17 protein-coding genes are annotated in these 23,312 nt (G+C 73.5%); 13 read left to right on the top strand and 4 right to left on the bottom strand.

Going from position 1 to position 23,312, the window contains the following annotated elements:
- The first annotated feature begins 265 nt into the window (after positions 1–265).
- The 12 genes from KO717_RS07600 (at position 266) to KO717_RS07545 (ending at position 15,144) form a co-directional block, all read left to right on the top strand.
- A complete protein-coding gene (locus KO717_RS07600; protein WP_301365273.1) occupies positions 266–1,435 on the top strand; it encodes a hypothetical protein in 1,170 nt (389 codons plus the stop codon).
- Complete coding sequence (locus KO717_RS07595) at positions 1,432–2,208, top strand: WecB/TagA/CpsF family glycosyltransferase (RefSeq protein ID WP_301365271.1); 777 nt, start codon at positions 1,432–1,434, stop codon at positions 2,206–2,208. The genes KO717_RS07600 and KO717_RS07595 overlap by 4 nt, the downstream gene beginning before the upstream one ends.
- Positions 2,208–3,464, top strand: coding sequence for a nucleotide sugar dehydrogenase (locus KO717_RS07590; protein ID WP_030009430.1), 1,257 nt, complete (start codon positions 2,208–2,210; stop codon positions 3,462–3,464). The genes KO717_RS07595 and KO717_RS07590 overlap by 1 nt, the downstream gene beginning before the upstream one ends.
- Positions 3,465–3,468: 4 nt before the next feature.
- Entirely contained in the window at positions 3,469–4,611 is a 1,143-nt protein-coding gene (gene wecB / locus KO717_RS07585; protein WP_301365268.1) for a non-hydrolyzing UDP-N-acetylglucosamine 2-epimerase, read from the top strand.
- 22 nt (positions 4,612–4,633) lie between these two features.
- On the top strand, positions 4,634–5,392 hold the full coding sequence (locus tag KO717_RS07580) for a chain length determinant protein (RefSeq protein WP_301365266.1): 759 nt from the start codon (positions 4,634–4,636) through the stop codon (positions 5,390–5,392).
- On the top strand, positions 5,389–6,843 hold the full coding sequence (locus KO717_RS07575) for an oligosaccharide flippase family protein (RefSeq protein WP_301365264.1): 1,455 nt from the start codon (positions 5,389–5,391) through the stop codon (positions 6,841–6,843). The genes KO717_RS07580 and KO717_RS07575 overlap by 4 nt, the downstream gene beginning before the upstream one ends.
- Before the next feature lie 6 nt (positions 6,844–6,849).
- Positions 6,850–7,926, top strand: a complete 1,077-nt coding sequence (locus KO717_RS07570; protein WP_301365262.1) for a hypothetical protein — start codon at positions 6,850–6,852, stop codon at positions 7,924–7,926.
- A 22-nt stretch (positions 7,927–7,948) separates the two neighbouring features.
- Positions 7,949–8,746, top strand: coding sequence for a glycosyltransferase family 2 protein (locus tag KO717_RS07565; RefSeq protein ID WP_301365261.1), 798 nt, complete (start codon positions 7,949–7,951; stop codon positions 8,744–8,746).
- 122 nt (positions 8,747–8,868) lie between these two features.
- Positions 8,869–10,074, top strand: a complete 1,206-nt coding sequence (locus KO717_RS07560) for an AAA family ATPase (RefSeq protein WP_301365260.1) — start codon at positions 8,869–8,871, stop codon at positions 10,072–10,074.
- Entirely contained in the window at positions 10,071–10,616 is a 546-nt protein-coding gene (locus tag KO717_RS07555) for a hypothetical protein (protein WP_301365258.1), read from the top strand. The genes KO717_RS07560 and KO717_RS07555 overlap by 4 nt, the downstream gene beginning before the upstream one ends.
- Entirely contained in the window at positions 10,613–12,301 is a 1,689-nt protein-coding gene (locus tag KO717_RS07550; protein ID WP_301365257.1) for a hypothetical protein, read from the top strand. The genes KO717_RS07555 and KO717_RS07550 overlap by 4 nt, the downstream gene beginning before the upstream one ends.
- Entirely contained in the window at positions 12,298–15,144 is a 2,847-nt protein-coding gene (locus tag KO717_RS07545; protein WP_301365255.1) for a bpX6 domain-containing protein, read from the top strand. The genes KO717_RS07550 and KO717_RS07545 overlap by 4 nt, the downstream gene beginning before the upstream one ends.
- A gap of 74 nt (positions 15,145–15,218) precedes the next feature.
- On the opposite strand, the gene KO717_RS07540 is transcribed toward KO717_RS07545, so the two are convergent.
- Together KO717_RS07540 and KO717_RS07535 are read right to left on the bottom strand one after the other, a co-directional pair.
- On the bottom strand, positions 15,219–16,190 hold the full coding sequence (locus tag KO717_RS07540; protein WP_301365253.1) for a glycosyltransferase: 972 nt from the start codon (positions 16,188–16,190) through the stop codon (positions 15,219–15,221).
- Positions 16,136–18,151, bottom strand: coding sequence for an O-antigen ligase family protein (locus tag KO717_RS07535; protein ID WP_301365251.1), 2,016 nt, complete (start codon positions 18,149–18,151; stop codon positions 16,136–16,138). Before KO717_RS07535 ends, KO717_RS07540 begins: the two co-directional genes overlap by 55 nt.
- 80 nt (positions 18,152–18,231) lie before the next feature.
- Between KO717_RS07535 and KO717_RS07530 the strand changes: the two genes are divergently transcribed.
- Positions 18,232–18,936 (top strand): Wzz/FepE/Etk N-terminal domain-containing protein, encoded by a 705-nt coding sequence (locus KO717_RS07530; RefSeq protein ID WP_301365249.1) that lies wholly within the window; start codon positions 18,232–18,234, stop codon positions 18,934–18,936.
- A gap of 17 nt (positions 18,937–18,953) precedes the next feature.
- On the opposite strand, the gene KO717_RS07525 is transcribed toward KO717_RS07530, so the two are convergent.
- On the bottom strand, positions 18,954–20,003 hold the full coding sequence (locus KO717_RS07525) for a glycosyltransferase (RefSeq protein WP_301365248.1): 1,050 nt from the start codon (positions 20,001–20,003) through the stop codon (positions 18,954–18,956).
- On the bottom strand, positions 20,000–23,299 hold the full coding sequence (locus tag KO717_RS07520; protein WP_301365246.1) for a DUF4082 domain-containing protein: 3,300 nt from the start codon (positions 23,297–23,299) through the stop codon (positions 20,000–20,002). The genes KO717_RS07525 and KO717_RS07520 overlap by 4 nt, the downstream gene beginning before the upstream one ends.
- Positions 23,300–23,312 lie beyond the last annotated feature (13 nt).

The raw sequence follows: 23,312 nt of genomic DNA, 5'->3' as shown, positions 1-23,312 counted from the left end.
CACCCGCGCCTGCCGGCACTGCCGTTCACGCGTGTCCCGGTCCGAGGCATCGCTGGGGGGATCCAGACGCCGGCCTTCGGACGGTTCGTGCCATCGGCGTGACATCGCCGCGGGCACGGACGCCGTCATGCGCAGTCCCCCTCCGCGGAGTGACGACCGCCAGGTCCGTCCGAGGAGAACGATCAGAGGGGGTAGGTGTGTTGGAGCCTTACAGCTCGGACATACGGGGTGCGGGGAGCACCAGGGGAATCGGGGTGGGGACCCGATGAACACCACACGATTAGAAGCACTGGCCCACGAGGACCAGGCGCTGCACGCCCTCGCCGAGCGGCTGCTCGCGCTGGCCGAGGCGGGGCTCCCGGCGATGTACCTGCCGGACGCCGAGACCTTCGTGTTCACCCGGGCGGGAGTCGTCTCACCCGAGGGAACTCCCGTCCTGGAGCAGCGGGGAACGAGCACCCGGTACGCGGCGATCACCGCGCTGGGAGCCCGCTTCCTGCCCGGGGACCGGCAGCGCGCGCTCTTCGGCGGGCGCACCGCGGAGGAGTTCACGGGCGTGCTCGTGGAGCGGCTGCCCGGGGTGGTGAACCTCGGCGACGCGGCGCTCATCGCCTGGGCCGCCGCGGAGACCGGCCATCCCAAACTGTCCGACGCCCTCGACCGGGTGGCCGCGCTGGACGTACCCGGGCGGCCGCAGTACACGGTCGAGGCGGCCTGGGTGCTCTCCGCACTCGCGGCCGCGCGCGCCGTGGTGGACGTGGAGGAGCGCCTCGCGGCGGCCCGCGTACGGCTGCTGGCGGCCAGGGTCGGCGACAGCCCGCTCTTCCCGCACGCCACCGGGCCCGGGCTGGTCCCCGGCTACCGGTCCCACGTGGCCTGTTTCGCCGACCAGACCTATCCGCTGCAGGCGCTGGCCCGGCTGCACGCGAGCGGCGACGACCCGGAGGCCCTCGCGGCCGCCGACGCCTGCGCCGCCCGCATCTGCGCACTGCAGGGCGACGGCGGACAGTGGTGGTGGCACTACGACGCCCGCGAGGGCGGCGTGGTGGAGGGCTACCCGGTCTACAGCGTGCACCAGCACGCGATGGCCCCGACCGCCCTGTTCGACCTGGCCGAGGCGGGTGGCACGGACTTCGGCCCGGCGATCCGCCGCGGGCTGCGCTGGATGACCGACGTGCCCGAACTCGCGGATCCCACCGGGAACCCGCGGGAGCCGATGATCCGCGAGGACTTCGGCGTCACCTGGCGCAAGGTCTACCGCGGAGATCCGAAGAAGGCCGTACGGGCCGCCCGCGGACTCACCACCCGGGTGGCACCGCACGCCCGGCTCGCCCCGCTCGACCGGATCTTCCGCCCCGGTGCGGTGGACCGCGAGTGCCGCCCGTACGAGTTCGGCTGGATGCTCTTCGCGTGGCTCGGAGGGATCCAGAGATGACACGACGACAGTCCCTCTTCGGGGTCCCGCTCGACCCGCTGACCATGGACGAGACCGTGCAGCGCTGCCTCGACGCGGTGCGGCGCGGGGAACAGATCGAGATCGGCATGGTCAACGCGGCCAAGCTGGTCAACATGCGGCGCGACCCCCTCCTCGCCGAGGCGGTCGCCGGCTGCGACCTGGTCCTGGCCGACGGCCAGGCCGTGGTCTGGGCCGGCCGCGTACTGGGCGTCCGGCTGCCCGAACGGGTCGCGGGAATCGACCTGTTCATGCGCCTGCTGGCCGCCGCCGAGGTGGCGGACATCCCCGTCTACCTGCTCGGGGCCCAGGAGGACGTGCTGGAGATGATGCTCGGGCAGATCTCCGAGCGCTTCCCGAAGCTGCAGGTGGCCGGCAGCCGCAACGGCTACTTCGGCGACGGCGACCAGGAGGCGATCGCCGACGCCATCGCCGACAGCCGCGCGCGGCTGCTGTTCCTCGGCATGACCTCGCCCAAGAAGGAGATCTTCACCGCCGGCTACGGCAAGCGCACCGGCGCGCACGTCGTCCACGGCGTCGGAGGCTCCTTCGACATCCTCGCCGGCATCACCAAGCGGGCCCCCCTGGTCTGGCAGCGGATGGGACTCGAATGGTTCTACCGCACCCTCCAGGAACCGCGCCGTCTGGGCAAGCGCTACCTCACCACCAACGCTGCCTTCCTCCTCATGACGGTCCGGGAACTCATCCACCGCACACCGTCTGCCGGTTCCGCTTCCGCGAAGGGGAGTTACTGATGCGCGTCGTCGTCGTGGGACAGGGATACGTCGGACTGCCGCTGGCCATACGGGCCGCCGAGGTCGGACATCAGGTGATCGGATACGACGTGGACACCCGGCGGGTCAAGAGCCTCGCCGCCGGTGAGTCGTACGTGGAGGACGTCTCCTCCGAACGGCTGGCCCGCGCGCTCGCGCGTGGCACCTACCGCCCCAGCGAACTGGCCCGGGACTGCGGCGGCTTCGACGTCGCCGTCGTCACCGTCCCGACCCCCTTACAGGACGGAGCCCCGGACCTGCGCTACATCGAGGAGTCGGCGCACACCCTGGCCCGCTTCCTGCGCCCGGGTGCCACCGTCATCCTGGAGTCCACCACCTACCCGGGCACCACCGAGGAACTGTTCGCGCCCATCCTGGAGGACGGCTCCGGGCTCACCGCGGGCGAGGACTTCCACCTGGGCTACAGCCCCGAGCGCATCGACCCCGGCAACACCGTGTGGGGCTTCCAGCAGACCCCCAAGGTGGTCTCCGGCGTCGACGCCCGGTCCCTGAAGGCCGTCGAGTCCTTCTACGGGGACCTCGTCGACACCACCGTGCCGGTGCGCTCCCCCAAGGAGGCCGAACTGGCCAAACTGCTGGAGAACACCTTCCGCCACGTGAACATCGCCCTCGTCAACGAGATCGCGATGTTCGCCCGCCACCTGGACATCGACGTCTGGCAGGCCATCGAGGCGGCGTCCAGCAAGCCCTTCGGCTTCATGAAGTTCACCCCCGGCCCGGGCGTCGGCGGACACTGCCTGCCGATCGACCCGTCCTACCTCAACTGGCGGGTGCAGCGCGAACTCGGGCAGAACTTCCGCTTCGTCGAACTCGCCAACGACATCAACAACCACATGCCCGAGTACGTGACGCGCCGCGTGATCGACGCGCTCAACGCCAAGCGCCGCTCGGTCAACGGCTCCAAGGTCCTGCTGCTGGGGCTCGCGTACAAGAAGAACACCGGCGACGCCCGGGAGTCGCCCGCCGTCCGCATCGCCCAGCTGCTCCTCGACATGGGGGCCAAGGTCCGCGCGGCCGACCCCCACGTCGTGGAGAGCATCAAGGTCGACGCCCGCCTGGTGCGGGTCGAGCCGACCCGCAAGGAGCTGGCGGCCGCCGACGTGGTGGTCCTGCTCACCGACCACGACTCCTTCGACTACCAGATGGTCACCGAGCACGCCTCGTTCGTCCTCGACTGCCGCAACCGGGTCTCCGGACCCACCGTGGAGGTGCTCTGACCCCGTGACCAGGATCGTCTGCGTGGCCGGAGCACGGCCCAACTACATGAAGATCAAACCGGTGATGGACGCACTGGAGCGCCGCGGCGCCGAGGTGATCCTCGTCCACACCGGGCAGCACTACGACGAGTCGATGAACGACGTGTTCTTCCGCGACCTCGGCATCCGCCCGCCCGACCGCTACCTGGGCGCCGGATCCGGCAGCCACGCCCAGCAGACCGGGCGGGTCATGGCCGCCTTCGAGCCGCTGATCGACGAACTCGCCCCGGACGCCGTCGTGGTGGTCGGCGACATCAACTCCACCCTCGCCTGCGCCCTCGTCACCGCGAAGGCCGGCCCGCTGCTGGCCCACGTGGAGGCCGGGCTGCGCAGCCGTGACTGGAGCATGCCCGAAGAGGTCAACCGGGTCGCCACCGACCGGCTCAGCGACTACCTGCTGGCACCCTCGCCCGACGCCGCCGTGAACCTGCGCGCGGAGGGCTACCGGGAGGACCAGATCCACGTCGTCGGCAACGTCATGATCGACACCCTGCTCGCCAACCTGGACCGGGCCCGCCGGTCGGACGTCCTGGACCGGTACGGGCTCACCCGCGGCGGATACGGGCTGGTCACCCTGCACCGGCCGGCCAACGTGGACGACCCCGGGGCGCTGCGCGGCCTGCTCAAGGCCCTGGGCGAGATCGCCGACCGCTGTCCGCTGCTGCTGCCCGTGCACCCGCGGGCCGCGGAGCGGCTGGCCGAACTGGGCGTGCCCGGCGGCATCCGGCTGGTCCCGGCCGCCGGATACCTCGACTTCATCGCCCTGCAGGACTCCGCCCGCGTGGTGCTCACCGACTCCGGGGGCATCCAGGAGGAGACCACGGCCCTGGGGGTGCCCTGCGTGACCCTGCGGGAGAACACCGAGCGCCCCATCACCGTGGAGGAGGGCACGAACGTGCTGGCGGGCACGGACCCGGAGCGCATCACGGCCACCGTGAACCGGGTCCTCGACGATCCGCCCGCGCCGCGCTGCCCCGAACTCTGGGACGGCCGGGCGAGCGAGCGCATCGCCGCGGTCCTGCTCGACGGACCGCCCGCGCACACCAGGCCGCGCCCCACCGACCTCGTGCCGCACGGGGCGGCCACCGATCGACAGCACGTGCTGTAAACGCAATTCGAAGGGGAAGACCATGGATCTCGCGGAGATCTGGCGGGTCATGCGCAGGCGCTGGTACGTCCTGCTGCCCGGACTGCTGATCACGGCGGCGCTCACCGCCGCCGTGTACCTGCTGGTCCCGGTGGAGTACCGGTCGCAGAGCACGGTGACACTGCTGAACTCGAAGAAGGCCACGGTGGCCTTCGACGGCAACCCCTTCCTGAGCACGCAGGCCTCGCTCACCGGCATGGCCGACGGCCTGGCCCGCAACCTCAACTCCGACGACGCCAAGGCCGACCTCAAGTCCATGGGCGTCACCGGAGTGCACGAGGCGAAGATCGCCGACAACGCGCTCGGCCCCTACATGTGGCTGAGCGTCGTCGGGACCGACCAGGCCGCCGTGCTGAAGTCGGACGAGATCCTGACCAAGTACGCCGAGAAGCGGCTGCTGGAGTTCCAGACCCAGCAGTCGGTGACCCCCGACGCCATGATCCGGATGGCCACGATCGTGCCTCCCCAGAAGCCGGAGGCACAGACCAAGGCCAGGCTCCAGTTCCTGATCATGGCGGGTGCGCTGGGCTTCGTACTCAGCCTGGTGGCCACCTTCTTCGTGGAGGCCCGGAAACGCCGGGGGGCGTCGCCCGGCAAGCACCGGCCCGCCCCCGGCGAGGGCGGCGACAGCGGCGGGGACGAGGACACCGACGCCGGTGACCCGACGGCCACCCTGCGCATGACCGTCGCCCACCCGGCCGGCCCCGCCGCAGCCGGATCCCGTACGGCCGGATCGCCGTGACCGGCCCCGCGGCGGACACCGCGAGCACCACCCCGGCGGCGCCGCCCTCGCTCGGGAGCAAGGTCGGCTCCGCCGCCAGGTGGAGCCTGATCAACACCGTGGTCATGCGCCTCGGCAACTTCGCCACCGGCATCGTCCTGGCCCGCTTCTTCCTCGGACCCGAGGCCTGGGGCGTGTACGGGATCGCCCAGACGGTCCTGCTGGTCCTCCTCTCCGCCAACGAACTCGGCGTCTCGCTGGCGATCGTGCGCTGGGAGGGCGACCCCCGCCGCTTCGCCCCGACCGTCCTCACCCTCAGCGCCGCCTCCAGCTGCCTGCTGTACGCCGTACTCTTCGCGGTTGCCCCCGCCGTGGCCGGGGTGCTCGGCTCGCCCGAGGCCTCCGGCGTCCTGCGGGTGATGTGCCTGTGCGTGGTCCTCGACGGACTCTCCCAGGTCCCCGCCGGCTTCCTCACCCGCGAGTTCGCGCAGGGCAGGCGGATGGCCGTCGACGGGCTCAACTTCGTCCTCAGCACCGCGGTGACCCTGTTGCTCGCCGTCGAGGGCTGGGGCGCGATGAGCTTCGCCTGGGGATCCGTGGTGGGCAACGTGGCCGCGCTCATCGGCTGCTGCCTCGCCGCACCCGGCACCCTGAAGTTCGGCTGGGACCGGGAACAGGCCCGGGCGCTGCTGAAGTTCGGACTGCCGCTCGCCGGCGCCAGCATGCTCGCCCTCGGCGTGGTCAACGTCGACACCATGGTGGTGGGCTCGGCCCTGGACCCACTGGCCCTCGGCTTCTACGTGCTCGCCTTCAACATCTCCGGCTGGCCCGTGCGCATCATCTCCGAAGCGGCCCGCCGCGTCTCCTTCGCGGGCTTCTCCCGGCTGGCCGACACGCCGCAGGCGCTCGCCGCCGGATTCGCCCGCGCCCTCGGCGTCGTGATGGCCGGCACCGTCCCGATCTGCGTCCTGCTCGCCGCACTGGCCGCCCCCGTCGTGGAGCTCATCTACGGGGAACGCTGGCTGCCCGCCGCCCGGGCCCTGCCCTGGCTGATGGCACTCGGCCTGGTCCGCATCGGCTGCGAACTCGCCTACGACTGCCTGGTCGCCATCGGCCGGCGCCGCTCGCTCATCGGCGTCCAGGGACTCTGGCTGATCATCCTGATCCCGGCCCTCGTGATCGGCGCCCGCACCGGCGGGATCGTCGGAGTGGCCCAGGGTCACGTCCTGGTCGCCGGGGCCGTCGTGGTCCCGGTGTTCCTCCTCGCCCTGCACCGCGGGGGCATCCGCCTGGGCACCGTCGCCCGGGCCTGCGCCTGGCCGCTGCTCGGCGGCGCGGTGATGGCCGCCGTACTCCTCGTCCTGGAGCGGTACCTGGGCGACAGCGTGCTCGCGCTCCTGGCGACCGGAGCCGCCGGCACCCTCTGCTACGTCCTGTGCGTCCTGCCCGGCCGCGCCTTACTCAAAGGCTAGACAGCTGTGACACAGCACCGAAGGCGCCTGACGGCGTGGCTGCTCGCCGGAGTGGTGCTCGCCGTCGTCCTCACCCTCTACCAGGCCGACCGCACCGGCGTGAGCGAGCACACGGCCGCGCCCGGCGCCACCGGGCCCGCCGCCCCCTCCGCCACCGACCCGCCCCCGCCCTCGGCCTCGCCGTCCACCTCCGGCACGCCCTCCCCGACCGCCTCCCCGCCCGCCTCGCCGTCAGGGAGCGAACCGCCGCCCGCCACCCCCGCCTGCACCTCGCCCGGCACCTGCGGATTCCCCGATGCCGGCACCACCGGCCCGCGGATCGAGCTGGAGCGGCACGACACCGGGAACATGTCCGTCAAGCAGGACGGCACGGTCATCAAGGGCTGGGACATCCGCGGGTCCCTCGACATCTACGCCAACGACGTCACCGTCATCGACAGCCGGATCACCTCGACCAACTGGTGGGGGATCAACCTGCGCCCCGGCTACAGCGGACTGAAGGTCCTGCACACCACGATCACCGCCGTCCCCGGCAAGGGCCCCGACAACGGAGGGGTCAACTACGCCGTCTCCAACATGGGCGGCAGCTCGATCGAGGTCGGCTGGTGCGACATCTCCGTGTTCGGCAACGCACTGTCCATGGGGCAGGGCGATCTGCACGACAACTACGTCCACGACATCGTCGCGTTCCGCAACCAGGGCGGCGAATGGCAGCACACCGACGCCGTCATCAGCGGCGGCGGCAACAAGGGCCGGCTGACCATCCGCCGCAACACCCTGCTCAACTCCACCGCGGTGGACCGGGGCGCCACCGCGGCCGTCGGCCTGTTCGCCGACACCGGAGTGGTCTCCTCCGTCGTCGTCGACGGCAACTGGCTGGCCGGGGGAGCGTACGCCCTCTACGGCGGCGGCCCGGGCGCCACCGGAATCCAGGTCACGAACAACGTCTTCTCCACCCAGTACCACCCGGCCGCCGGGGCCTACGGCGCCGCCACCGCCTGGAACGCGGGCGGCGCGGGGAACGTGTGGAAGGGCAACCGCATGTCCGACGGCAGGCCCGTCGACCCCCCACCCGCCTCCTGACCACCGAGAGGACCGACAGCACATGATGCGCCGGATCGCGCGCGCCCCCTGGGAACTGCTCAAACGGACCTTCGGCTGGCTGGTGCTCTTCGAAGCCAGGAACAAGGTCCTGCTGGCCCCCACCGCCCTGCGGCTGCGCCGCTTCGAGGACGCCGAGACCCACCGTCTCGCCGCCGCCCTGGGCGAGCCCCCGGCCGCCCTGGTCGCCACCGTCGTCCCCACCCACCGGCGCCCGGACGCACTGCGCGCGGCGGTCCGCTCCGCGCTCGCCCAGACGGTCACCGACCAGGTGGTCATCGTCGTCGACGACGGCGCGGGCCTCCCCGAACTGCCGGACGATCCACGACTGTTCGCGGTCTCCCTGGCCCGCAACACGGCGACCGCCGGAGTCGTGCGCAACGTGGGGATCCGGCTGACCAGGTCGCGCTACGTGGCCTTCCTCGACGACGACAACCTCTGGGAGCCCGACCACCTGGAACAGGCCCTGGCCACGCTGGAGGCACCCGACGGGCCCGACGCCGTCTACACCGCCCTGCGCAGGGTGCTGCCCGACGGCACCGACCACGACGTCCTCTCGGTGCCCTTCGACCGCCGCCGCGCCGCCCACGAGGCCTTCCTGGACACCAACGCCTTCGTGGCGCGGCGCAACCGGTCCCTGTACTTCAGCCGGCTGCGCCGCGCCCCCGAGGTACTGCCCCGCGAGGACTGGGAGCTGGTCCGCCGCTACGGCCGCCGCCACGAGGTACGCCACCTGCCGCGGGCGACCGTCCGTTACCTGGTCAACCCGGACAGCTTCTGGACCAGCTGGGACGGTTCCTGAGCCCTGTCGCCGACGTACTGCGCGGCTGAGCGCGCCGCGCGGAGGCGGTGCCGGGCGGTCCGTCCGGCTGCAGGGAAACCCGCTGGTGGGCGCGGATTCGGCCCCCGTAGACTCCGGTGCTCGTGACCGAGATCAGCACCGCCCCGACCACCGCCCCGACCACCGTCCCCGCCGCGTCCACGCCCGGCGCGTCCGCGCTCGCCGCGGATGCCGAGGCGGTAGGCGCCGCCGTGGCCGCCGCGGGCCGGGGCCTGATCGACCGTGAGACGGTCGCGGAGGTGGTCACGCTCTGCGCGGTCGCCGGTGAGCACCTCCTGGTCGTCGGCGCGCCGGGCACCGCCAAGTCCGAGGCCGTGCGCCGGATCGCCGGTCAGCTCGGTGGCCGTTACTTCGAGTACCTGCTCGGCAGGTTCACCGAGCCGAACGAGCTGTTCGGCCCCGTCGACCTGCGCGGTCTGCGCGAGGGCCGGGTCGAGTTCGAGACCGCCGGGATGCTGCCCGAGGCCGAGATCGCCTTCCTGGACGAGGTGTTCCTCGGATCCACAGCCGTGCTCAACACCCTCCTCGGACTCCTCAACGAACGGGTCTTCCGCCGCGGCCGCACCGTCCTCGACAGCCCGCTGCGGGTCTGCGTCGGCGCCGCCAACCACCTGCCCGACGACCCCGCCCTGGCCGCCTTCGCGGACCGCTTCCTCGCCCGCGTGTTCGTCGAGCCCGTGGCCGACGCCCGGCTGGAGGAACTGCTGGAGGCCGGCCGCCGCCCCGCAGTCGCTTCCGCGGCGCCGGCCGGCCCCGGCGGCCGGCTCGCCGCCGTCGACCGGCTCTCCGCCGCCGCCCGCGCCTGCGACCTCGACGAGGTCACCCCGCTGGTCGGTACCGCGCTGCGCCGGCTGCGCGCTGCCGGGGTGCCGGTCGGCGACCGCCGGGCGGTGCGCTCGCAGAAGCTGGTCGCGGCCGCCGCCGTGCTGGACGGCCGGACCACCGCATCCGCGCGTGACCTGTGGGTACTGCCCCTGATCGCCCCGACCGCCGACACCCAGGCACTGGCCCGCGACACCCTCGCCGACCTGGTGGAGAAGGCCGCCAACCGCAGCCTGGCGCACGCCGCCGAAGAGCTGTCGCGCAGCACCGCCGCGCGCGCCGAGCGGCTGGCCCGCACCGGCACGGCCCTGCTCGCAGAACACCGGACCCTTCCCGCGGGACGTGACTCGCGGCTGCGGCTGGAAGCCGCGCTGCGTGAGATCGACGCGGGCTTCGAGCCGGCCGACCTGCCGGCCGTGCTGGCCGGGATACGTGCCGAGCTGGTCGCGGCGGTCGCGCCCTCGTGACCGCCGCCCAGCCGTCTCCGACCGCCCCCGCGACCGCACCCGCGCCGTCCTTTCCGCTCCGGTGGGAGCGCCGTGAGCCCCCGCTCCCGGCCGCGGCCGTACTCGCGGTGGGCGACGCGGTGCCCGGCCTGGCCGCGGCGGCCCTCGAACGGGTCCGCGGCGGCGCCCGCCTCGGTGTGCTAGCCGACGACGGTCCGGGCCTGCCGGCCGCCGATCGCGCGCTGCTCGTGCTCGGTGACGAGGCGGACCTGCCGTGGGCCGACGGCGCCCGCTACCTGGGCCGCGACGCCGGCCTGCTGGTTCCCACCACCGCCCGCCCCGCACCGGCCGCCCCGCTCTGGCGCCGGGCCGTCGGCGCGGCCGAGGGCCAGCTCTGCGTCCTGGTTCCAGGCCGTGCGCTGGTCGCCGACGTGCCCGCGCCGGTCACGTCCCCGGACGCGCTGGACGCCTTCACCCGGCCGGCGGGCGCCGGCCCGGACGGCCCCGGCTCCGCCCCGCCGCCCCGCGGCCCGGCCGCCTCTCCCGGGAGTGCCCGCCGATGAAGACCGCCCGCCTGCCCGCCGCCCTCGCCCCCTGGGCCGCCACCCTCGCGGCCATCACCCCCGAACTGGCCGTCGCCTTCGGCCCGTTGCTGCGCCGTCTGGACGCCCTGGTCGGTGAACGCGAGCCCGTCGCCGACACCGCCGGCGACCCCGACGGCCTCGGAGGCCTCGCGCGCTCGGGCCGGCCGGACCAGCTGCTGCCGTCCGAGTGGCTGCTCGCCGACGAGTTCCCGGACGAGTTCCTGCGCCGCTTCGTCGACGGCGAACTGCTGCACCTGGCTCCCGAGTTCCGCACCCCGGCGGTCCGCGGCAGGATCGCCGCGCTGGTCGACACCGGCCCCACCCAGGCCGGCGCGGGCCGGCTGGTCCAGCTCGCCGCGCTCCTCGTCCTGCACCGCCGGGCGGCCGCGCGCGGCACCGAACTGGTCGTCGTCGTCCTCGGCGACCCGCGCGGACGCCACCTCAGCGGTGACCTCGCCGAGCTGCTTCCGGCCTGGCTGACCGCACGCCGCCCGGTCGACCCGACGCCCGCGGACGCGCAGCACGCGCTGGACGGCCTGGACGCCGCCGACCAGGCCTGGCTGCTGACCTCGCCGCGCCTCGCCGAACGGCTCCCGGCCCGCTCCAGGGTCCTGACGAGCGAGCCCACCCGCTGGTCCGCCGACGGCGCCGGTCACGCCGTCGTCCGGCTCGACGGCGCGACGGCCGAACTCCCGCTGCCCGCAGCCGAGATCGCCGTACGGGCGCTGCGCGGGGCGGAGTTCCGCCGGGCCGAACCGGTCCCGGCCGTCGGGCAGGCCGCCGGCCAAGGGGGAGCGGCCGGCCGGGCCCTGCCGGCCTTCACCACCCACGCCCGCACCCTGCTCGTCCGGAGCGGACAGGGCACCACCCTGTTCGCCGCCAACCTGCCGCACCCCGACGCCCGCACCGTCACCACCGTCCGGGCCCGCCGCCACGACCTGCCCGGGCCGGTGCTCGCCGCCGGCCGGACCGGGCGGCGCCTGATCGCCCTGTACGTACGGGACGGCCGGCTCGTCCCGTACGTCAGCGGCCGGCCGCTCGACGGGTACACCGCCGACCTCGCCGCCTTCGGGATCGCCGGCGCCCTCCCGGAGGAGCTGTTCGCCGGCCCGGTCCTCCCGGTCCTGCGCGGCGGCCGCGACCTGTTGCTGCCGCTCGCCGGCCGCTGGTGGCGGATCGCCCCGGACGGCAGCGTCACCGACGACGGACCGCTCGGCCGGGGTGCGCGGGGCCGGCCGGACTTCGACCGGTTCCGCGAGCCGCGGCTGCTCGACGGCCGGCCGCTCCACGAGGCGGCCCGCGAGGCCCGCCACTTCGTGCACAGCGGTGACTCCCAGGCCTGGTCGGCGGACGGCCGGACCTGGACGGCGCGGACCGGTCAGGGGGACGAGAGCCGCATCTCGTTCCGCGAGAACGCCGATGTGATCGGCATGGTCCACGACGGGCAGGCGCCCGCGCTGATCACCGTCAGCCGCAGCGGCATCGTGGTGCGCAGCGTGCGCGCCGACGGTGTACGGACCCTGACCCGCTTCTCCGGGGGCTCCGTGCCGCCCGCCGTCCACCCTTCCCTGCCGCTGATCGCCGCCGAGACCCGGCAGGGCCTGATCGTGGTCGGCGACGCCAACACCGGCCGGATCGACTTCCAGATCGGGGGCACCGAGTGAGCGCCACCCAGGGCGCGGCGTTCCGCGCCGCCGTCACGGCCACCGGGTTCGTCCTCGACGTACCCGTGATCGGCCCGGCCGAGGCCGCCGAGCGTGTCCTCGCCTCCTGGCAGGACGGCGCCGAGCTGCGACAGCTTCCGGACGGCCGATGGCTGTTCGTCCTGGCCGCACCCGTGGAGATCCGCGCCGACCGGGCCCCCGGGCTGCCCGTCGTGCGGACGGACCGCGGCGCGCAGGCCGCCGTCGGAGCCGACACCGCCACCGCGGCGCCCGGTCAGTTCGCGGTCGCCGCAGGCGGCACGACGGCCGTTCACCGGATCGCGGCGCTGCCGGAGCTGGACCCGGCCGGATGGCTCGACCTGTCCGGGATCACGCTCCACCGCCCGCGGCCGGCCGGCGCCACCGAGCACGAGGCCGAACCCGTCGTGGAGGCGCTGCCTCAGCGACCGGAGCCCGACCTGCGGGCCGCCGCGGGCATCGCGCCCCGGAGCGAGCGGGCCCGGCGGCTCACCGAGGACGCCCCGGCCGGCCCCCGGCGCCCGTCGGCGCCGTTCGCGGGGCGGTTCCGGCTGCCGTCCGCGTCCGGGCCGTGGGCCCTCGCCGCCGCCGTACTCGTGGTGCTGCCCCTCCTGCTGCTCGCGTCGCGGGGTGCACTGCACGGCGGCGCGCTGCTGCTCCCGCTCGCGGCCGGCCTGCTCGCCCTGCTTCGCAGGCGCGCCGGCGGCGCCGTACCCGGCCCGGACGGTTCCGGCGGCGCGGCCGGGGCCGCAGCCCCGGCACCGGAGCAGGGCCGGCCGCGCGGCCGCGCCCGCCGCCCGCTGTTCGACGCCCTCCTGGCCCGCCTGGCGATGCGTACGGCGGGCCCGCTGATCCAGGGCCGGCACGCCCGCTACCTGCGCGAGCTGACCCAGGCGTTCGAGCAGCGCCGCTGGGAGGACGCCCTGCGCGACGCGATCCGGCTCACGGGCGACCGGTCGGCCGGGCAGAAGCCCTGGCTGTCCCTCGGCCTGCCCCGCCGCTACGAGGGCGCCCTGCGCCCCACGCCCCGGACCGGCGGTTCCGGCGCCGCCTCCCCGCTGTCCGGCCGCACCGTGCACGAGCACCTCGCCGCGCTCTACCAGCGCGCCGCCGAGGACCTGGAGCGCGCGGGACGGATCGACGAGGCCGCATTCGTCCTCGCCGACCTCCGGGACGCCCCGGCCGAGGCCGTCGCGTTGCTGGTGCGGCACCGGCGCACCGCGCAGGCCGCCGAGCTGGCAGAGGGCCGCGACCTCGGCGCGGACCTCGTGGTCCGGCTCTGGTGGCAGGCCGGCGAGCGCGAGCGGGCCGTCCGGACCGCCTACCGCCGGGCCGCTTTCGCCCCGGCCGTCGAGCGCCTCGCGGCCGACGACCCGGCGTCCGCCCGTGAGCTGCGTGTCGCCTGGGCCGCCCACTGCAGGGAGTCCGGCGACCGGCTGGGCGCCGCCGAGGTGCTCTGGGCGGACGAGTCGCTGCGGCCCTCGGCGGTCGGCGACCTGCGCGACGCGGTCGCGCTCGGAGGGCCCACCCGGAGCCGGGCACTGCCGTACCTGCTGGCGCTCGGCGCCGGAGAGTCGACCCGGGCCCTCGCCCTGGCCGTCCTCGACGGCGACGGACACCCGGCCACCACCGGGCGGTCGGCGCTGGCCGCCGCACTGGCGGACCTCCCGGCCGCCGACCCGGCCCAGGACCGTGAACTCGCCACCGCAGCGGCCCGGGCGGTCGTCCGGGACGGCGGTTTCGGCGGCGCCCTCGCCGACCGGGACGCGGGGGCCCGCCACCAGCGGCTGCTCAAGCGCGCCGACCCGCTGGTCGCCGCCGACCTGGCCAGGCCGACCCGGGTGGCCCCTGCGGCGCACCTCCACGCCTACACCGCCGCCGACCGGTCCGGCACGCTGCCGGTGCTGGACGCGGCGCTGCTCGGCTCCGGCGCCGTCCTGGTCGCCTGCGGCCAGGCGGGCGTCCGGCTGCTCACCGCCGACGGCCGGACCAAGGCCCGCTGGGACGTGCCCGCCGACCAGCTGGTACTGGCCGACCACGGAGGTGTCGCGATGCTCGTGGCGGGCTACGGGCGGGTCCGGGAAGTCTCCCGGCTCGACCTCGCCACCCGCTCGGTCAGGCGCTGGACGACGCTGCGTTCGCGGCAGATCGTCCCCTCCTTCGACGGCCGGCACCTGATCACGGCCGACGACGACGGCATCACGGTGCTGGACACCCTCGCGCCCCGGCCCACCGTGGTCTGGCGCGAACTCGGCGGCGGCGAGCGGCTGATCGGCCGGCTCGCCCGCACCCCCGCCGGATGCACGGGTGTCGTGGCGTCGCCCCTTCCCGACGGCACGCAGGTCGTCGAGCTCTGGCGCTGGGACCTGCCCGGCTGGGAGCTGCGCTCCCGGCTCCGGCCGGACACGTTCAGCCCCGGCCGCTGCGCGGCGCTCGCCGCCGGCAGCCTGCTGGTGGCCGACCCGCAGCCGGCGGACGGGTCACCGGACCGGACCGTCCTGCAGTGGACCACCGAGGGCCCGCCCACCCGCCCCGGCACCCGCCCGGGCATCGAAGGAGTCGCGCCGCACGGCCCGATCGCCGACGGCGACCACTGGGCGCTCGCGGTGCCCGCTCCCGACGCCAGCGGAGTCCTCCTTCACACGGGCGCGGGCGCGGGCTCCGGACCCACCGCGACCGTGCTCTTCCCCGAGGCCGACACCCAGGCCCCGGGCCTGCGCCGGCACGCCGACGCGGTCACCCACTGGCACCGCTCCGGCCGTGTCCTCGCGACCACCCCCGACGGAGCCACCCTGCTCGCCAACCTGCGCGTCACGGTCGGCTGAGGACGGGACGGGGACGAGTCGGGGACGGGACGGGGACGTGTACGGGGACGGGGGCGCGCCGGTCCGACCTCGTGTCACGGCCCGGGCGTGGCCCGCAGCGCGGACGGGCTGGCCAGGGCCTTCGCGGCCGCCAGACTCGCGGGACGGCCGAGCACCGCACGGGAGGTCTCCCGCAGCAGCACGGCCGCCCGGAACGCGGCGGTCGCCGCCGCCCCGTTGCGGCGCCCGTAGAGCCGGACCCGGTTGAGCGTCAGCAGGGTCCACAGCCGGGGCGACACCTGCGAGTCCCCGCCCAGATGGGTGGCCGTGGCCGCGGGCTCCAGCCGGGTGACGAATCCGAGGTCCCGGGCCCGCAGGCAGTACTCGGTCTCCTCCGAGTACAGGAAGAAGGACTCGTCCCAGTCCCCGCACGCCTCCAGGCACTCCCCGGACAGGGCCATCAGCGCGCCCGTCGCCCAGTCCGCGACCGTGGCCCGCTCGTACGCGGACGGATCGGTCACCATCTCGCTCCAGCGCGGGAACCGCCCCGCCCGGCGGTTGCCCAGCACCGCCTCGCCGAGCGCCCGGGTCACCCGCGACTCGCGGCGCAGCGAGAGCAGCAGCGTGCGGCCGTCCTCCTCGTACAGCAGCGGGACGCTGATCCCGACCCGGCCGCCGCCGGGCGTGCCCGTGCCCAGCGCGTCCACCAGCACCTCGGCGCAGCCCCGCCTCATCCGGACGTCCGGATTGCAGACCAGGGCCGCCCGGAAGCCGCCCTCCCACGCGGCCGCGGCCCCGAGAGCGGCGTTCACCCCGGCCGCGTAGCCGGCGTTGCGGCCGGTCTGGACGACCGTCGCGTCCGGCGCCAGGGAGCGGATCAGCTCCACGGTGCCGTCGGCCGAGTCGTTGTCGGCGACGACCAGACGCCAGTCGAGCCCGGCCATGCCCTCGGGCAGCGAGGCGAGGAACTCCGGGAGCACCCCGGCACTGTTCCAGGTGACGACGAGGACCGCTACAGGGCCGGCACCCGGCTCCGGTCGGCGGGCTGCTGGCTGGATGGACTGCATGGGGACTCCACGGTTGCGGGCTCCGGCGCCGCGCGCCGGATGAACCCGAGGTAGCTGCCTCCGGCGGCGATCGTCAGGAAGAACACCCCGGCGAACATCGGGAAGCTGAGGGCGTCGAAGGTGGCGGCGATGACGAGGGAGACCAGGGCGGAGGCGAAGAACGCCTGCCCCAGCTCCCGGTCGGACTCGGTGCGGGCCAGCCTGCGGATGGCACCGCCCTGGTGGATTCCGGTGAACAGCAGGACCAGGAGCGCGATCACCCCCACGAGGCCCATCTCCGCCAGGGTGAGCATGTACTGGTTGTCGGTGAAGAAGAACAGTTCGGGCAGGAAGGTCCCGAAGCCCCTTCCGAACAGCGGCCGTTCGGCGAGATAGGGGACGATCGCGCTGTACTTGACCGTACGGGCCTGCGTGCTGCTGTCGGAGTTCGTCAGGAACGAGGCGAAGAGCGCGGTGATGGTGCCGATCAGCCCGGGAATGATCACCTTGAAGCAGGCCACCGAGCCCATCAGCAGACCGATCGCGGCCCACCTGCGCTCCGGCTTCCAGCGCAGCACCATCACCAGGATCACGATGAGCGCCCCGATGATGGAGGTCCGCGACACCGTCAGCGGCAGCGCGCCGCCCATCAGCACCACCGGCCCCCAGCGGCGCCACGCGCGCAGGTGGCGCCGTACCGGATCGAAGGCCTGCTGCACGGCGAAGGGCAGCATGATGGCGAGCATCCCGCCGAACTCCAGGGGCTGCGCCGTCGTGGACCGCGGCCGGGTGAAGGAACCCCGGTCCAGGGTGGTGATCTGGGCGACGCTGGACTGCAGGCCCGGGATGCTGATGCTGTCGGCGATGTTCGTCGCGGTGAAGAAGTCGTAGAAGCCGATGGCGGCCACCACCGACCCCATCACCACGGCCCGGCGCAGCAGCACGTCCAGGCGCTCGCGGTCCTGGATCCCCGCGGACACCAGGACCACCAGCGACACCCAGACCAGCAGCCCGATCAGCCCCCGGTCCGCCGCGAGGACCTCCTTGTGCGAGCTGCCGCGCATCGCGTTCGCGAGGTACGAGCCCAGCACCGAGAAGGCCAGCAGGCACATCACCACCCGCGGCAGCCGGGTGCCGGGGGCAGGCCGGATCCGGCCCGTGATCCACGCCGCCAGGTACCAGAACAGGCACAGCAGCGCGAACACGTTGGCCGGGGTGCCCACCCCGCCCATACCCGGCAGGGTCAGGTTCGACGGGACGAAGAAGGCCAGCGCCAGATAGCAGCTCAGCAGGGCGGTGGCGTCCAGCTGCCGCCCCCACGGCTTGCGGCGCCCGCGCCCCCGGGCCGTGGGGGCGGCGCCCGCGCGCCTGCGGCGGATCGCCGCCAGCAGGCTGTCTGTCAGGAAGGAGAGCACGAAGGCGGCGGTGGTGCCCACGATGACGACGCCCAGCACCTGCTGGTAGCGGCTCTTCATCTGCGGCACCGGCGTCTGCGGCAGCACCACCGGGGCCGTCTGCACCATGTACGCCGGCTTGACCTTGGCCGCCGCCTGGAGCGCGTTGAGCGTCTCCCCGGCGAAGGCGGTCAGCTTGTTGGTCTCCTCCAGTACGTTCGCCCGGTCGGTCCCCGTGACGGTCAGCGTGAGCATGGGCCCCGAGGTGTTCGCGGCGAACCCGACCGTATAGGGATCGGTGACCCCGATGCCCTGCAGGTCCCGCGCCGCGTCCGTCCCCGACAGTGTCCTGATCAGCACGTCCGCGGTGACCACCAGCGAACCGCCGGCGTTCGAGATGGGATTGCCGAAGGCGGGCGCCAGTTCGGCCACCGCCGTCGAGTCGAGCAGCGCCACCGAACTCTGCGACTGATAGGCCACCGGCACCGAACGGAACAGGTGGGCACCCACGAGCAGGCTGATCAGCGTCAGCGGCACCATCACGTACCAGCGGCGCCGGAGCACCGCGAGGATCTCACCGATGCTCATGAACACCCCTCGAGCACACGGCAATTGATGGCGGACCTACCCGTGTCCTGGAAAGATCGGTCACAACGGAAGGAATCCCTGTGTCGCCTGGTGAGTTGATCCGTGCGCTGCGTCGGCGCTGGTACGTCCTGATCGTGGCGGCGGTGCTCGCGGCCGCCGGAGCCGTGCAGGTGCTGCACCCCACACAGACGTACCTGAGTACGGCGATCGTCGTGCTCAAGCCGCCGGTGACGGACAATCAGCCCAATCAGCTGGCCAATCTGCAACCGCCTCTCGCGGCCGTCTCCTACGCCGCGGTGCAGCAGCTGGACTCGCCCGAAGGGGCCGAGGAGCTGCGCGCCGCGGGGGTGCGCGGCACGTACCGGCTGATCCCGCGCAACAGCGGGACCAGCGTCACCCCGCGCTATCTGATCCCCTCGCTCCAGATCCAGGCCGAGCAGGCCGAACCGGCCGCCGCCGACACGGCCGTACGGAAGATCATCGAGATCTATACGAAGCACCTGACGGACATGCAGACGCAGCAAGGCGTCCCGGAGTCCGCGCGGATGAGCGTGACGCTCCTGGTGCCGCCCACCGCGGCGGAGCAGAGCGGAAACAAGAGCCGGGGCCTTGCCGGGGCGGCCCTGCTGGGCGGGGTCGGCGGTGTGGTGGTGGCCCTGTGGACCGACCGGCTCCTGACACGCCGGAGCCGGCGCCGGCAGCGGCACGAGGCCGCCGTCGACGCCGGTCCGGTGGTCCGGGCCGAAGAGCCCGAGCGGGCCGCCCTCGCCGGGGCGGCCCGCTGAACACAGCGTTCGAGTCATCAAATCCCTCGACGCTTCCAGGACCGCCACCACAGCCACTCGCGCCCCCGGTCGGCCACGGCCGAGAGCACGAGCGGCTGGAGGTACGGCATGGTGCGCGCTCCGATGCGCCGCCGCCTGAGCAGCGCCCGGTACTCGGCCAGCTTCGTGTAGTCCTCCGGCAGGCACTCCGCCGCGAACTCCACGAGCTCGTCGACCGGTACCACCGCGGTGCGCCCCCGGTCGTACGCCCGGTAGGCGCGCCGCAGCGCGTACCGGGCGAGCCGGGTGCGCGCCGACAGCGCCAGCCGGTCGGCCCCCGGCAGCAGCCCGGAGCACTTGTCGAGCACCGAGTCGAACGCGACGAGGCGCTGGCGCAGGTCGTCGAGCTGGCCGCCGAAGTCCGTGGTGGACATGTTGTTGCCGTGGACCCGGTAGAAGGCCTGGTCGGCCCCGCGGACGTAGCCCACGTCGGCGTGCGCCGCGAGCCGCATCCACATCTCGATGTCACCGGCGTGCGGCAGCTCCGGATCGTAGCCCCCGACCTTGCGCTGGAGACTGGTGCGGACCACCACCTCGGGTGAGGTGATGCACCCGGTGCCCTCGCGGAACCGCCGGTCCAGCCACCACCGTCCGGGGTAGACCACCGATCCGGTGCTGCGGGTGCGGGCCGCCGGCAGCGGTCCGCCGTGCTGGAAGCGCAGCGGCCTGCCGTAGGCGAAACCGGCCTCCGGATGCGCGTCGAGCAGCGCGGCGGCGCGTACCAGGGCCCCGGGGACCAGCCGGTCGTCCGCCGACAGCAGCGCGACGTAGTCCCCGTCGGCCCACTCCAGCAGGCCCTCGTTGTAGGTGGCGATGTGGCCCTTGTTGCTCTCGTGGACCCGCACCTCGATCCGCGGGTCGGCGGCCGCCAGCGCGCGGGCGACCTCCGCGGAGTCGTCGGGTGAGGCGTCGTCGATGATCAGCACCCGCACGTCGACGCCCTCCTGCTCGTCCAGCACGCTCTTGACGCAGTCCGCCAGGAAGTGGCCGTACTTGTAGCAGGGGATCACCACGCTGACCGTGCTCACTGCCCGCTCACCTCCGTGGACAGCCCCTCCTGCAGGGCGGGAGGCGCGGTGGTGGTGAAGATCGGGCCGACCCAGTAGTTCACCGAGCCGAAGGTGTTCGTGGGGAAGGCGGTGGCCGCCCCGTACTTGTAGAGCCCGTTGGCGCTGCCGGCCGTGTCGGCCGGGGCCACCAGCGGATAGGAGCGGTGCGCTCCGGTGAAGTAGCCGCCGTCCACCGAGTAGTTGCCGTTCGGTGCGTGGTAGGAGGCCACGTACGTGGTGCCTGCGGTGATCTGGACCGGCGTGGCGAACTGCAGCTGCTGCCAGCCGGTCAGGGTCTCGCTGCCGAAGGTGCCGGTGGCGAGCAGGGTGCCGGAGGCGGACCACAGGCTCCCGGTGTGCGTACCGGTGTTGCCGGGGCCCTTGTAGAAGGTGACGCCGGTGATGTAGCCGTTCACCGCGGACTGGAAACGGGTGCCCAGTTCCACGGAGTTGGCGTCGTCACCCACGTTGGCGGTGCTCGGCGTCGCGGTGCCGTTCCACAGGGTGCAGGGGCAGTTCACGGTCGGCGGGCTCGCGCTCGTGGTGAAGTTCCACGTGACCGGCGCGGCCATGGTGTTGCCCCACAGGTCGGCGGCCTGGACGGACGCCGTGTAGGTGGAGTTCAGGGCCAGTTCGGAGGACGGGGTGAAGGTCGCGCTGTTCGACGCGCCCAGCACCTTGGTGCCCGGGACGGCCGTACCGCCGGAGTCCTTGACGGAGAACACCAGGGTGTCCGCGTCGACGGCGTTGCTGAAGGTGGCCGTCATGGCCGCCGTGATCTGGGTGCCGGTCGCCGCGGACTGCGGCGAGGTGGCGGTGACGGTGGGCGGGGTGGTGCTGGCGGTCGCGGTGTCCAGGACCGCGTCCACCCAGTAGTTGCTGCCGGACGAGGCGGTGGACGGGAACCCGCCCGCGGCGCTGTAGCGGTAGACGCCGTTGCCGCCGTCGGTGCCGCTCTTCAGCGCGGTGAGCGGGGCCAGGCCAGCGTCGGAGCCGGCGAAGGTGGTGTCGAAGGAGTAGCCGCCGTGCGGGGCGAAGTAGGAGGCGACGTACGTCGTGTTCGCCTTGACCGGGACCGGCGTGGCGAAGTTCAGCTGCTGCCAGCCGGAGGCCGTCTCGTTGGTGAAGGTGCCGGTGGCCAGGCGCTGGCCGGTGCTGCTCCAGAGGCTGCCGGTGTGGGTGCCGGTGTTGGCGGGGGACTTGTAGAAGCGGACTCCGGTGATCGAACCGGCCACCGAGGAACGGATCTTCACGCCGAGCTCGACGGCGCTGCCGTCACCGGCGTTGACGGTGCCCGGCACGGCCGCGGCGGGCCATACGGTGCAGGGGCACTGCTGGGGTCCCACGGTCAGCGGCACCGTGGTGGTGGCGCCGATGTTGACGCTGTCGTCCACCGCGCGCACCTTGATCTGCGCGGCGCCCGGAACGGTCGGGGTCCACTTGTAGCTCCAGGAGCCGAGGCCCGTGGTCGCCTTCCAGGTCGTGCCGCCGTCGGTGGAGACCTCCACCCGGGCGACCACGCCGCCGCCGGTGTCGGCGGCCGTGCCCGTGATGGTCACGGGCCGCAGCGCCGGTACGGTGGCGTTCGCCGCCGGGCTGGTCACCGTCACGGCCGGGCCCACGGTGTCCGTGGAGGCGGTGGAGGCGACCAGGTCGCTCTGCAGGGACCTGGGCTGGACGCCCATGTCGGCGAAGACGTTCACCGTGGCCTGCTGCATCCGCTTGTCCGCGGTGATCACGGCGTCGTCCGGGTTGGCCGTGGGCATGTTGGTCAGGCCCCAGGACCACTGCACCGTGCCCGCGCCGAACACCAGCGCGTGCGAGGTCTGGTCGCGGAAGGCCACCAGGCTGTGCGTCGCGGTGCCGTTCCCGTACGTGTTGCCGTAGTCCTTGAGGAGTTTGCCGTCCTCGATGTCCACCGTGGTGGAGGACATCGTGATCTGCCCGGCCGGCCGGCTGGCGTTCTCCACGTCGCTGTCCCACTCGTAGCCGAGGGTGCCGGTGGGGAAGGTCGCGGTCTGCGACGGGGTGAGGTTCGCGACCGTGGTGTTGCGCCACAGTCGCTGCTTGGCGAAGGTGCCGGGCACCGTGATCGCGTCACTGCGGTAGCCGTTGACGCTGAACATCGAGCCCGTCAGCTGGTTCTGCGGCTGGAAGGGCCGGCCGTTCGTGGCGCTGGCCGGGTCCATGAAGGTGCCCGTCCAGATCCCGCTCGGGTCGGGGATGCCGTTCGGCTGGGGGAAGGACAGCTTGGTCTCCTTGTACGAGACCAGGGTCCGGTTGGCGGTGCCCGCGCCGTCGATGCTCGGCGTCAGGCGGGTCTTCCAGAAGACCTCGTTGCCGCTGAAGTACGTCTGGTGGACCCCGGCCCGGCGCGCGTTCAGCGCGTTCGTGAACTGCTCCTGGGTCCAGTACTCGTCGTGCCCGGACGACATGAAGACCTTGTGGTTCTGCAGCAGCGTCCCGCCGCGGACCGACATGTCGACGCCGGACATGTAGCTCACGTCGTAGCCGTTGCGCTCCAGCCAGGAGACCATCTGGAACTCGGACCCGTAGATCCCGTTGTCCCCGCCGATGTCCATGGGCCGGTTGTAGCTGACCTCGTACGCCCGCCCGTCCGGGGCGGGGCCGCCGCCGTCGTACAGGTCCTGGCCGCCGTAGTTGTTGTACGCCTGCCAGGTCTGGTCGCTGGTCTGCACGACGATGTCGGAGTGGCTGGAGTCGTTGCGGACGACGAACGGATACGGCATCACACCGTTGCCGTCCGCCTGGTCGAAGTTGACGACGTAGAGCCCGGACACGGCGTCGGCCGGCACGGTCCACGTCGCGGTGACGGGCCAGTTCCCGCAGTCGACCAGGCCGGTGGCGGTCTTCTTGGCACAGGCCGCCGGGTTCCCGCCCGGCGCGAAGTTGGCCGGGTACGTCTGGGCCGCCTGGGCCGCGGTCGACAGCAGGCGGGCCCCGGTGCCGCCGTAGTGGCCGAGGCGGTAGACCGAGACCTTGTACGCCGTCGGCGACTGGATCTTGAACTGCACGGTTTCGCCGGCCTGGACGCTCGTCTGGGCCGGGAAGCCCTTGATGTCGCCGTACGCGCTGGGTGCGAACCAGTCCTCCATCGGCGTGCCGGGCTTGGAGTTCTCGCACACGATCGCGTTCGTGGTGGGACCGCAGGGATCGGCCGCACCGGCCACCGTCGCCGGTGGCAGGACCGTGGCCGTCAAGGCCGCGATCACGGTGAAGAGACCGTAACGGAGCAACCTTGTCCGTCTGTTCATCTGGACCTCATTG

Source organism: Streptomyces xanthophaeus (assembly GCF_030440515.1).
Classification (GTDB): domain Bacteria; phylum Actinomycetota; class Actinomycetes; order Streptomycetales; family Streptomycetaceae; genus Streptomyces; species Streptomyces kutzneri.
This window is presented reverse-complemented; position numbering and strand designations above follow the sequence as displayed.